This window comes from bacterium, assembly GCA_020440705.1.
Taxonomy (GTDB): Bacteria; Krumholzibacteriota; Krumholzibacteriia; order LZORAL124-64-63; family LZORAL124-64-63; genus JAGRNP01.
On sequence record JAGRNP010000128.1, the window covers coordinates 1 to 11,048 of the forward strand.

Sequence of the window (11,048 nt, forward strand, 5' to 3'; positions counted from 1 at the left end):
CCACCGCCCTGGGCGATGCGCGCACCCTCATCGCCGAGGCGGCGGCCAAGGCCGGCTACGATGTGGCGGTGCTGAAGCGCCGTCTGGAGGGCGGCGCGGACTGAGACGCGGCGCCGTTCCCGCACGCGCGCCGGGCAGGGGCCCCGGTCAGACGGCGGGCACCCGGCGCCCCTGGGCCACGTCCTCGAGCAGGATCGCCAGCTCGGCCAGCATGATGTCCGAGGCGCCGAGGGTGTGGGCCTCCTCCGCGGCCGCCGGCACCAGCGACGGGTCCGACTCGATGCCGATGGCGAGCCGGCGGGCGACCTTGTCCGCCAGGGCGACGAGGTTCACCAGGGTCCCGCGATCGGCCAGATCCTCCGCGTGGTGATCGCGCACCACCTCGGCGTAGACGTCCGGCAGGTCCCAGCTCTCGACCAGGGCGTACCCTTCCTTCGCGTGGGCCGCGAGGTAGATCTCCTGGAACAGGGACTCGGAGATCCGCAGGGGTTCCTCGGCGTCCTTCGCGATCTCGTCGAGGGCCTTCACGAGCACCAGCCCCCCGATGTCGTGCAGCAGGCCCGCCACGAAGGCCTCGTTCTGCAGGTCGCTGAACCCGAGACGCTTCGCCAGCCACCCCGCGCCGAGGGCCACGGCCGCGGCGTGGTCCCACAATGGTCCCACGAAGGGCTTCAGCACCGACGACGCCACCGTGTAGTCGCCCTTCTGGGTGGCCAGCACGGTCAGCCGCACGAGCTCCGGGGCGCCGAGGCGCACGGCGGCGTCGCGGACGGTGCGGATCTCGGTGAGCCCGCCGTAGAACGAGCTGTTGGCCACGCGCAGGATCTCGGCCGTGAGCACCGCGTCCTGCGACACCAGCGCGACCACCTCCTGCAGGTCGAAGTCGGGGTCGCGGGTGATCCCCTGCAGGCGGGCCGCGAGCTGGTTCGGCGTGGGCAGGGCGACGTCGCCGGCGGCGATGCGGTCCTCGACGCGTTGGAGCAGGGACTTTCCGGCACTCATCACTTCACTCCTTGCATGCGCTGCAATTCGGACATGGGCCGCGGCTTCGACAGGCGCGGCAGCGTCCGGATGATCTCCTCGAACGAGGTGAGCCCCGCGGCGGCCTTGGTGATGCCGTCCTCGAGCAGCGTCACCAGGCCGGTGGTCTCGGTGCTGATCCGCCGGATCTCGAAGCTCGTCTGGCGGTTGATGAGCGCCTCCTTCACGTCCTCGTTCAGCACGAGCAGCTCGAAGACGGCGATGCGCCCCTTGTAGCCCAGATACCGGCATTCCTGGCAGCCGATGCCGCGCGCGAAGACGAGCTTCGGCACCTCCCGCGGCAGGAAGCCCAGCCGCCGGATCTCGTCCGAGGTCAGTTCGTGTTCCTCGGCGCAGTGGGGGCACACGCGGCGCACGAGACGCTGGGCCACGACGCTGACCACCGTCGACGAGATGAGGAAGGCCTCGATGTCCATGTGCAGCAGCCGCAGCAGGCCGCCGATGGAGTCCTCGGTGTGGAAGGTCGTCAGCACCTTGTGGCCCGTGAGCGCCGCCTGGATCGCGGTGTCGGCCGAGAAGCGGTCCCGGATCTCGCCGATGACGATCACGTCCGGGTCCTGCCGCACGATGTGGCGCAGGGTCTCCTCGTAGGTGGTGCCGATCTTCGCGTTGATGGAGCACTGGCTGATGCCCGGAATGACGTACTCCACCGGATCCTCGGCCGTGATGATGCTCGTCTTGTTGTCGTTGAGGTAGTTGATGGCGCCGTAGAGGGTCGTGGTCTTGCCGCTGCCGGTCGGGCCGGTGACGAGGACCACGCCGCTGGGCACGTCGAGCACGTCCTCGCGCAGACGCTGCACCATGCGCGGCGACATGCCGAGCTCGTTGATGTCGAGCAGGTTCGACATGTTGTTGAGCACGCGGAGCACGATCTTCTCGCCGTGGATCGTCGTGTAGAACGAGACCCGCAGGTCGAGCTTGGCCCCTTCGAAGTCGTACATGAGCCGGCCGTCCTGGTGGCGCCGCCGTTCGGCGATGTCGGCGCCGGCCATGATCTTGATGCGGCTGATGATCGCCCGGGCCATGTCGAAGGGGATGTCGGCCTGCTGCACGAGCACGCCGTCCTCGCGGAAGCGCACCCGCACGCGGTTCTTCATGGGCTCGATGTGGATGTCCGAGGCGCCCTCGCGGATCGCGGTGCTCAGCAGTTCGTTCACCTTGGCGACGACCGCGTTCTCGGTGTCGACCCGCGGGCGCCGCTCCTGGCCCTGCTCGGTCATGGCGATGGCCGCCTCGATGACGCGGCCGCGGGCCAGGCCGATGACGACCGGGCTGCCGAAGATGGTCTCGGCCTCCCGCTGGGGCGCGGCCTCCAGGGGGTTGCGGCAGGCCAGCAGCACGGTGCCGTTGTCGCCCGGCACCGGGAAGCACTCGTGGCTGCGCAGCCACGCCGGCTTCACCCGGCGCAGCAGCTTCGGCTCGCGGGGCAGGCTGTCGTCGTCCAGGTACGGGTAGCCGAGCTGGGCCGCCAGCACCGGCAGCACCTTCTCCTCGTCCACGAAGTGGTTCTCGACGAGGATCTCGCCCAGCCGTTTGCCGCTGCCGTCCTGCTGGATGGCGACGGCCGCCTGCAGGTCGGGCACGCTGATCAGCTCCAGTTCGAGCAGCAGCGTGCCCAGACGCACGTTCAGCCGGTTCGCCCGGAGCACCTTGCGGATCTGGTCGTCCGCAACGAGCCCCAGTTCCTTGAGGATCGCGATGAGCGGCCGCGGGGTCTGGAGCTTCTCCCGGACCCGCAGGGCGTACTCCACGTTCTCCTGGGAGATCGACCCGTCCCGGACGAGCAGATCGGCGATCTCGGTCGCCGCCGCGACCGCAGTGGGGGTTTCCGTTGCCACGCGTGCTCCCTCCTCATGGCCCATGCGCGAGGGGGCCTAGTGGCTCCCCGTACAGGAATCATCGGGTTTTCCTGACACGCATTGAGCAGGATTTCACAAAGTCAAGGGCGACAAAGCCTTCCCGCGACGGTGACGACCCTGCGCCCGCCGCCCGCGTCCGGATCGCCCCCTCTGCCTGGCGGGAAGCGGCCGCGGCGTTTCTGCGTTATCCTTGTTACCGCAGTAATCGACTCCGCTTTCGACCTCCCCCCGGGTCTCCTGGCGGTCATCGCCCATCGCACTCCAGACCGAGGCGAGGTTCCCATGCCCCTGCGCGATCGCACACCCCTGCTCAGCGTTCTGTTCCTGGCCGCGGCCCTGACCCTGGCGGCCCCGGCCGCCCACGCCGAGTGGCAGGGCAGCACCGCCACCGCCGACGGCGCCACCGTCGTCACCAACCCCGAGTCCCCGGCCTACGGCAGCGCCCGCCAGGAGATGCGCCAGCTCTGGCGGCGGGGCGGTGACGAGGACGAGATCTTCTTCGGCACCATCGCCGAGTTCCTCCACGACGACGCCGGCAACATCTACCTGCTCGACGGCCAGCTCTCCGAGATCCACGTCTTCGACCCGGCCGGCGAACTCGTCGACACCATCGGCCGCCAGGGCGAGGGCCCGGGCGAGTTCCAGAACGGCGCCGACATGTTCTGGGCCCCCAACGGCGAGATCGGCGTCGTGCAGGCCTGGCCGGGCAAGATCGTCATGCTCACGCCGCAGGGCGATCCCGGCACCACCTTCAAGCTGCCCTTCCGCGACGGCGGCGGCTGGCAGTCGGTGACGCGCGGCGCCCGCCACGGCGACAACGTGCTGCTGTCGGGCACGGCCTGGACCCGCGAGGGCGAGACCAACCTGCAGTTCACCTACCTGAAGAGCTACGACATGGCCGGGAACGAGACGGCCGGCTTCGCGGAGAACCGCGCCGAGGTCTCCTTCGGCAACTACCAGTTCGACGAGAAGACCTACACCGACTTCCAGCGGCGCTGGGCCGTGGCGCCCGACGGCCGCGTGGCCGCCGCCCTCGACTTCGACGCCTACCGCATCCACGTCTGGAACGCCGACGGCAGCCTCGACCGCATCATCGAGCGCCCCGGCTTCGCCCCCGTGGCCCGCACCGGCGAGGAGAAGGCGCGCTTCCAGGCCATGTACGAGTCGTTCACCCGCTGGAACCGGGGCAGCACCTTCAAGGTGAGCGACACCCACCAGACCGTGAACCAGATCTTCTTCCGCAACGACGGCACGCTCTGGGTGCAGAACGCCGGCGGGCGCTACCGCGCGCCGGACGGCGTCTTCACCAGCTTCGACGTGTACGACCAGGTGGGGCGCTTCGTGCAGACGGTCACCCTCGTGGCCGACGCCGACGCCGTCGAGGACGGCCTCTTCTTCGCCGGCGACCGCGCCTACGTGGTGACCGACCTCTTCAATGCCCTGATGGCCCGCTTCGGCGGCGGCGAGGAGGACGCGGCAGCGACCGAGGCCGAGCCCGTCACCGTGGTGGCCTTCGAGTTCGCGCCCGTCGTGGCCGCGGGCCGCTAGGAGGCGATCATGTCCGTCGGCCTGTTCTTCGTGCTGCTGGCCCTGGCCGTCGCGGCGGTGCTCACCATCGTCTCGATCGTGGTCTCGACCACGAAGGGCGCCGGCTGGGGCATGGTCCTGTGGGACGATCCGGACAGGGCTCCGCACGATCGCCACGCCCGCCACCAGCGCGACGCCGAGATCCGCGCCGCGCGCACCGGCGAACGGGGCTGACCGGCACCGGGCACCAGAATGAGTTTTTCAACAGCCTGCTAGGGCCGCGGGCCCCGGCGACCCGGCAGCAGCTCGCGCACCCGCGCGGCGAATTCATCGGCCTGGAAGGGTTTCTGCAGGAAGGCGATCTCCGCCTCGTCGGACGCGAAGTTGTCCGCCGTATAGCCCGACAGGAAGAGGGTCCGGATACCGGGCACGAGCTCCTCGACCCGGGTCGCCAGTTCCGGCCCGTTCAGTTCGGGCATGATCACGTCGGTCACCAGCAGGGCGATCTCGTCGCGGTGGCGGCGCGCCAGCTCGAGCGCGGCGAGAGGCGTCAGGGCGCTCAGCACGCGGTAGCCCAGCCGGGTCAGCAGACTCGTCTCGAAGTTGAGGATCATCTCCTCGTCCTCCACCAGCAGCACCATCTCGCCCCCGCCGCGGGCCGGTCCGGGCCCGGCGTCCGCGCCGATCTCCGGGCGGGCGGCGGCTTCGTGGCGCGGCAGGTAGATCCGGAAGGTCGCGCCCTCGCCCGGCACGCTGTCGACGTCGGCGAAGCCCCCGTTCTGGCGCACGATGCCATACACCGTCGAGAGTCCGAGGCCCGTGCCCTGGCCGAGTCCCTTGGTCGTGAAGAAGGGCTCGAAGATCTTGGCCCGGGTCGCCTCGTCCACGCCGCAGCCGTCGTCGGCCACCGTCAGCACGACGTAGCGGCCGGGCTGGAAGTGGGGATACTCGTCCACCACGTCGGCGCCGAACTCGACGCAGCCGGTCGCGATGGTCACCGTGCCGCCGTCGCCGATGGCGTCGCGGGCGTTCACGCACAGGTTCGCCAGCACCTGGTCCACCTGGGTCGGGTCGGCCAGGACCGGCATCGGTTCCCGGTGCGGTTCCCACCGCAGGGCGATGTGCTCGCCGATCAGGCGGCGCAGCATCTTCAGCATGTCGCCCACGGTCTCGTTGAGGTCGAGCACCCGCGGCTGCATCGGCTGCTGCCGCGCGAAGCCCAGCAGCTGCCGCGTCAGGTCGGCCGAACGCTGGGCCGCCCGACGCACCTCGCCCAGTCCGGCGTGCAGGGGATCGGCCGGATCCAGATCGCCCAGCGCCAGTTCGACCTGGCCCAGGATCACACTGAGCATGTTGTTGAAGTCGTGGGCGACGCCGCCGGCCAGCCGCCCCACCGACTCCATCTTCTGGGCGTGGTCGAACTTGGCCTGCAGTTCGCGGTGGCGCTCTTCGGCGTTCTTGCGGCCCACCGCCTCCCAGGCCAGGTCGGCCAGCTGGCTCACGCAGGCCACGTCGCGGTCGTCGTACGGATCCGGTTTGTTGCCGACGCCGAGGATGGCCACGAGCTTGCCCGCCCGCACCACCGGCACCACCAGTTCGCGCAGCACCGGCGCGTGGCCTTCGGGCAGCCCCTTCTTGTGGGGCAGGCTCGCGTAGTCGTTGTGGACCACGGGCCGGCCCGCGCGCACGCAGTCGACCCACACCCCGGCGTGGGCGATGGGGTACCGCGTGCCGGCCCCCGGCGCCGTGCACGTCTTCGCCGTGTTCGTCGACCACATCTGCAGCGAGAGGGTGACCTGGTCCTCCTCCACGAAGTGGTAGAAGCCGATGGTCGAGCCGGTCAGGTCCTCGGCCTCGTCGAGAATGGCCCGCAGCATCTGCTTGGCGTCGAGGGTCGCGCTGCGGTTGAAGAGGCGCAGCAGGGCATCGCGGCTGCGGTCCTGCCGCTGCACCGCGAGAACGTGTGCGGTGATGTCCTCGACGATCTCGATCGCGCCGACGATGGCGCCGGACTCGTCCCGCAGGGCCTGCGAGCGGCTCACCCAGCCCGCCTGGGGGAACGGCCAGGCCGGCTGGTTCTCCGGCAGCAGCTCCGCCCGGCCGGGTGCGCCGGTCCGCAGGGTCTCGGCCACCGGGCAACCGCGGCACTCCTCGCTCAGGCCGCGCACTTCGTAGCAACGCCTCCCCACGATGTCCGCCAGGTCCAGTCCCACCGCCGCGCAGTAGGCGCGGTTCGCCCACTGGATGCGGTGCTCGCGGTCCTGGATGTCCACCAGGACGGGCAGGGCCGCCAGCACATCGCTGCCGATCGCGGTGATGTCGGGGAAGTTCGTCGGCATGGCTCGGCGCCTTTCCACGGCCGGAGAACCGGGCGTCCAGGGCGAGCAGACCTCCCGGGTATCGGCCGGTCAGACGTGGACTTGAATGGCCCGGGCCACCCGTTCGGCCCACAGGGCGTACCCCGGCGGGCCGGGATGGAAGCCGTCCGGCGCCATCAGGCCGCGCGGATCGGGCAGGTCGGCGGGCACGTGGATCACGCCCGACTCGAGCCGGGCCCAGTCGGCCAGCCCGGCGTCGAACTCCCGGGCCCGCCGCCCCAGGTACCAGCGGAGGGGTTGCGGCAGGGCGGGAAACCCGTGCATCGGCGGCAGGCCCGACAGCACCACCAGCTGCGCCCGGCAGAGCTCACGGATCCGCGCCACCAGAACGCGCTGCCGTTCGAGCCAGGCCTCGCGCCCGATGCGGCCCACGACGTCGTTCACGCCGAGGGAGGTGACCACCACGTCCCACCGCCCGACGGGCTCGCCGTCGAGGCGCCGCAGGGTGCCGGCGGTGGTGGCGCCGGTGCGCGCGATCAGGCGCCACTCCAGGGCGAAGTCCCCGGCCAGGGCGGCCACGAGCCGGCCGGCGAGGGCCTCGTCCTGATGGGCCGCGCCCACGCCGGCGGCCGCCGAATCGCCCAGGATCAGGAGCCGCAGCGGCCGCCCCGCACCCGCCTGGCCTTCCCGCGGACCCGGCGGCTCGGGCAGCACCGGCGTGTCGCGCCGCACCCGCCGGCCCTGCACGAGCAGCACCGGCGCCAGGGCGAATCCGGCCAGCCGCGTGAGCATCACGGCGCACCCGCCGCGATGAAGGGCACCAGACCGGGCCACAGGGCGCGCACCACGGCGGCCTCGGGCCGGTCGTTCGTGAGCAGGACGAAGTCGGCGAACTCGAAGCCGGGTCCCACCGAGCAGCCCACCAGCACGTCGCCGCCCAGGGGCTCGGCCGCCTGCCACCACCCGGCCGGCACCACGTGGCACCACGCCCCGGCCGGCTCCGAGAGTTCGACGCGCTGCGTTTCGCCCTCGCCGTCCCAGAGGTGCAGGACCACGCCGTCGCCACGATAGAGATTCCACACCTCGTCGCCGGCCACGCGGTGCAGCAGGCTGCGCTCGCCCCGCGCCAGGGCGAAGTAGATGTGGGTCAGCGCCGGCCGCTCGCGCCCGTCGGCGGCGGTCACCACCTGGGCCGAGCGATGCACCTCCCGGAAGCGTCCGCCTTCGGGGTGGTCGATCAGTTCACCGGGGCGCATGGGACTCCTTGCCCGCAGCCACCATGAACAGGCGGCGGAACGGATAGAGGGTGGTGCCGTCCGGACGCCGCGGATAGGCCTCGCGCAGGCGCTCCCGGTAGACGGCCAGGAAGGTGTCGCGGTCGGTGGGTGCCAGGCTCTCGACGACCGGTCGCAGGCCGGTCGCCCGCACCCACTCCAGCACCGGATCGGCGCCGGTGAGCACCTGCAGGTACTCGGTCGACCACACGTCGACCGCGGCGAAGTGCGGCGCCAGCAGATCGTGGTAGAACGCCGGATCCGCCACCGGCGGACGGGCCAGGGCGGCGCGCAGGGGATCCGGACCGATGCCCTGACCGCCGGGGCCGCCCAGGGCGAGGGTCTCGCGCATGAGACGGTGCGACGGCAGCGACCAGCTCAGCGGCATCTGCACCGCGAGGGTTCCGCCGGGCGCGAGCGCCGCGATCAGGCGCGGCCACAGGCCGGCGTGATCGGGCAGCCAATGCAGGGCCGCGTTGCTGAAGACGAGATCGCAGGGACCCTCCGGCTCCCAGGTGCGCAGGTAGGCCTCGCGCCATTCCACCCGTGCCCCGGCCGCGCCCGCTTCCCGGGCCACCGCCAGCATGTCCGGCGCATGGTCGATGCCGACGACCGCCGCCGCCGGGAACCGCGCCGCCAGCAGGGCCGTCAGGCGCCCGGTGCCGCAGCCGAGGTCGACGATGCGGCGCGGCGCCGATGCGGGCAGGCGAAGCATCAGGTCCAGTCCGGGCCGCAGGCGGTGGTCCGCGAAAGCCTCGTAGAGAGCCGGCTCCCAGGCCGTTCCGGTCAGATCGCCGTGATGCATCTCAGCGCCCTCCCGCCGTTTCCGGCCGGTCGGGCCGGCCCGGGCCCCCGACGGCCCGGAATTCGAGCCACAGGCCGCACGCGGCGTCGGGCGCCACGAGCACCGCGCGCCCGTCGCCCTCCACGCGCACCTGCTCCACCGGGACCACTCCCTGCAGGGCCGCCAGCACCGCGTCCAGATCGGCGACCGCCACCGTGAGTCCGCAGATGGGCCGGTCGGGCCGCACCCGCTCGGCCGGCGGCAGCAGGCGCACCTCGCCCGACGGCAGGCGGGCCGCCCGGCAGGCGGCTCCCGACGGCGACGTCCACGCCACCGGGACCGGCCGCGCGCCCAGATCGTCGAGCAGGCGGTCGCTGCTCGGGTCGTCCGCCGCCCACCACACGGCCTGCAGGCCGGACGCGCCGTTGGCGTGGGCGAAGTGCTCGGGTCGATCGGTGGGCGACGCGTTGCGCCGTCCGAAGAAGACGTGGCCCAGCGCGGGATCGTCGATGGTGAGCAGGCCGCCCGCCCGCCGCAGCGGCCAGTCGACCGAGGTCAGGTGCCCCGCGGTCACCTCGAGGTCCGGTCCGTAGAAGCCGGCGTAGGCCGGGCCATCGCCCTCCGCCAGATGCCGGCGATAGGAGCGCGCCAGATCGTCGCCGGGCTCGTCGACCGTGAGCAGTTCGATCTCGGTGCCGTCGGGAAACTTCGCGTGCAGGTTGCGGATGCCGTTGGCGTGGTGCCGTCCGGGCTTCAGGGCGAAGCCCAGGGCCCGGTAGCGCGCGGCCGCCGCCTCGAGGTCGGCCACGACGACGACGACGTGGTCGAGTCCCGCCACGGGCAGTTCCGACGCCGTTGCGCCGCCGGACGGCAACAGGGCGCCGAGGACCACGAGCCCCAGGCGCGGGATCAGGGATCGGATCAAGGGACACCTTTCGGATGCGCGGGCGCCGACCCGGCCTAGCGGGTGGCCAGACGGCCGTGGCGCCAGAGGACGGCGCCGACGTTGGGCGCCCCCTCGCACAGTTCGATGGCCTGCTCGAGCTTGCGGCGGCACACGTCCTGGCCGTGCTCGCAGTTGGTGTGCGGCAACAGGGTCGCCAGCGGCGCCACCGCGCGGCTGTCGCCCAATTGGCCCAGGGCCCAGACGGCCCGATTGCGCTCGGCCACGGCGTAGTCCGGCGAGGTCGCGACGGCGAGCAGGGCCTCGACCGGATCGCCCGGCTCCCAGCTCTGGGCCGCCGCCACCGCGCCCCGCACCTGGCGGCCGATGACGAGACTCGTCGCGGCCGCACCGCCCACCACCAGCACCAGCCCCAGCAGGAGCGCCCGCCAGGCGTATCGCCGCACGTTTCGGTTCATGACCGGCCTCCCCGTTGCGTCCGACCCAGTATACACGAATTCGGACCCGGCGCCGTCAGCGGCCCCACATCCCGTGCTGCAGCACCACCCGGTAGCCGTCCGGATCCTCGAAGGTGCGCCCCTCCCGGTCCCAGTAGGGATTGAACGACGGCACCGGATCGTATCCCTGCGCCGCCATGTGGGCCAGGGCCTCGGCCCAGACCCCGGCGTCGGGCAGGTACAGCACCAGCAGGTTGTCGGCGGTGGGCGCCCGCCCGGCCACGTGGCCCCGGCAGGCGGTGAACTCGAGGTGATACCCCGCCCCCGGATGCCCCAGCATCACGCCGTCGAAACCCTCGTGGTCACTGAACTCGCCCAGCACCGTGAAGCCCAGGCCGTCGCGATAGAACGCCACGACTTCGGCCATGCGGTCGGTGGGCCGGGCCACCCGCAGGTGCGCTCCGGCCAGGGCCGCCCCGAGCCCCGCGGGCAACCCCGCGCTCATGGCCGGCTCCCGACCAGGCGGATCCGCACCGGCGTCGTGTGCTCGCGCTCGCCCCGCGGCCCGAGCCCGCAGGTCAAGTCGTACTCGCCCGGCGGCGGCTGCGCGCCGTCCCACACCCAGACTTCTCCGCTGACGACCGACTCGCCGGCCGCGAAGGTGATCACCGGGGCGTTCATGGTGCACATGGGAGATTCGGGCGCGACCACTGCGCCGGCGGCGTCGCGCAGGGCGAAGCCGTACAGGCAGCCGCTCGCAAACCGCACGGCGAGCGGGTCGCCGCCCGGATTCGTCACCTGAAGGACCGTGCGCAAAGTGTCGCCCGGCGCGAGCACCAGCGGCCCCACCTCGGCGGTCAGGACCAGGCCGGACGCCCCCGGCGCCCCCAAGGCCGACCGCGCG

The 11,048-nt window shown here is 72.1% G+C and carries 12 protein-coding genes; 2 read left to right on the forward strand and 10 right to left on the reverse strand.

All coding sequences use genetic code 11. From position 1 onward, the window contains the following. Nucleotides 1-147: 147 nt before the first annotated feature. Together KDM41_15135 and tadA are read right to left on the reverse strand one after the other, a co-directional pair. Entirely contained in the window at nucleotides 148-1,002 is an 855-nt protein-coding gene (locus tag KDM41_15135; protein ID MCB1184761.1) for an HDOD domain-containing protein, read from the reverse strand. Continuing rightward, entirely contained in the window at nucleotides 1,002-2,903 is a 1,902-nt protein-coding gene (gene tadA, locus KDM41_15140) for a Flp pilus assembly complex ATPase component TadA (GenBank protein MCB1184762.1), read from the reverse strand. The genes KDM41_15135 and tadA overlap by 1 nt, the downstream gene beginning before the upstream one ends. Nucleotides 2,904-3,182: 279 nt before the next feature. Between tadA and KDM41_15145 the strand changes: the two genes are divergently transcribed. Both KDM41_15145 and KDM41_15150 read left to right on the forward strand, forming a co-directional pair. After that, nucleotides 3,183-4,448: a 6-bladed beta-propeller gene (locus KDM41_15145; protein ID MCB1184763.1), complete on the forward strand. Its 1,266-nt coding sequence runs from the start codon at nucleotides 3,183-3,185 to the stop codon at nucleotides 4,446-4,448. A gap of 9 nt (nucleotides 4,449-4,457) precedes the next feature. Beyond that, nucleotides 4,458-4,661, forward strand: a complete 204-nt coding sequence (locus KDM41_15150) for a hypothetical protein (protein MCB1184764.1) — start codon at nucleotides 4,458-4,460, stop codon at nucleotides 4,659-4,661. A gap of 38 nt (nucleotides 4,662-4,699) precedes the next feature. Here the strand turns inward: KDM41_15150 and KDM41_15155 are convergent, their stop codons facing one another. The 8 genes from KDM41_15155 to KDM41_15190 all read right to left on the reverse strand — a co-directional run. Then, entirely contained in the window at nucleotides 4,700-6,766 is a 2,067-nt protein-coding gene (locus KDM41_15155; protein ID MCB1184765.1) for a GAF domain-containing protein, read from the reverse strand. Between the two features lie 69 nt (nucleotides 6,767-6,835). Continuing rightward, nucleotides 6,836-7,537, reverse strand: coding sequence for an SGNH/GDSL hydrolase family protein (locus tag KDM41_15160; protein ID MCB1184766.1), 702 nt, complete (start codon nucleotides 7,535-7,537; stop codon nucleotides 6,836-6,838). Continuing rightward, on the reverse strand, nucleotides 7,537-8,001 hold the full coding sequence (locus tag KDM41_15165) for a cupin domain-containing protein (protein MCB1184767.1): 465 nt from the start codon (nucleotides 7,999-8,001) through the stop codon (nucleotides 7,537-7,539). Before KDM41_15165 ends, KDM41_15160 begins: the two co-directional genes overlap by 1 nt. Next, complete coding sequence (locus KDM41_15170) at nucleotides 7,988-8,824, reverse strand: methyltransferase domain-containing protein (GenBank protein ID MCB1184768.1); 837 nt, start codon at nucleotides 8,822-8,824, stop codon at nucleotides 7,988-7,990. Before KDM41_15170 ends, KDM41_15165 begins: the two co-directional genes overlap by 14 nt. 1 nt (nucleotide 8,825) lies before the next feature. After that, nucleotides 8,826-9,728, reverse strand: a complete 903-nt coding sequence (locus KDM41_15175; GenBank protein ID MCB1184769.1) for a VOC family protein — start codon at nucleotides 9,726-9,728, stop codon at nucleotides 8,826-8,828. A gap of 35 nt (nucleotides 9,729-9,763) precedes the next feature. Then, entirely contained in the window at nucleotides 9,764-10,165 is a 402-nt protein-coding gene (locus tag KDM41_15180) for a HEAT repeat domain-containing protein (GenBank protein ID MCB1184770.1), read from the reverse strand. 55 nt (nucleotides 10,166-10,220) lie between these two features. Further along, on the reverse strand, nucleotides 10,221-10,649 hold the full coding sequence (locus tag KDM41_15185) for a VOC family protein (GenBank protein MCB1184771.1): 429 nt from the start codon (nucleotides 10,647-10,649) through the stop codon (nucleotides 10,221-10,223). Continuing rightward, on the reverse strand, nucleotides 10,646-11,048 hold a 403-nt coding region (locus KDM41_15190), incomplete at its 5' end, for a hypothetical protein (GenBank protein MCB1184772.1). The genes KDM41_15190 and KDM41_15185, both read right to left, overlap by 4 nt.

Coding starts and splice junctions, on each gene's coding strand:
- KDM41_15185 (MCB1184771.1), bottom strand. CDS start 10,649: ATGAGCGCGGGGTTGCCCGCGGGGCTCGGGGCGGCCCTGGCCGGAGCG.
- KDM41_15150 (MCB1184764.1), top strand. CDS start 4,458: ATGTCCGTCGGCCTGTTCTTCGTGCTGCTGGCCCTGGCCGTCGCGGCG.
- KDM41_15180 (MCB1184770.1), bottom strand. CDS start 10,165: ATGAACCGAAACGTGCGGCGATACGCCTGGCGGGCGCTCCTGCTGGGG.
- KDM41_15165 (MCB1184767.1), bottom strand. CDS start 8,001: ATGCGCCCCGGTGAACTGATCGACCACCCCGAAGGCGGACGCTTCCGG.
- tadA (MCB1184762.1), bottom strand. CDS start 2,903: ATGGGCCATGAGGAGGGAGCACGCGTGGCAACGGAAACCCCCACTGCG.
- KDM41_15145 (MCB1184763.1), top strand. CDS start 3,183: ATGCCCCTGCGCGATCGCACACCCCTGCTCAGCGTTCTGTTCCTGGCC.
- KDM41_15170 (MCB1184768.1), bottom strand. CDS start 8,824: ATGCATCACGGCGATCTGACCGGAACGGCCTGGGAGCCGGCTCTCTAC.
- KDM41_15160 (MCB1184766.1), bottom strand. CDS start 7,537: ATGCTCACGCGGCTGGCCGGATTCGCCCTGGCGCCGGTGCTGCTCGTG.
- KDM41_15155 (MCB1184765.1), bottom strand. CDS start 6,766: ATGCCGACGAACTTCCCCGACATCACCGCGATCGGCAGCGATGTGCTG.
- KDM41_15135 (MCB1184761.1), bottom strand. CDS start 1,002: ATGAGTGCCGGAAAGTCCCTGCTCCAACGCGTCGAGGACCGCATCGCC.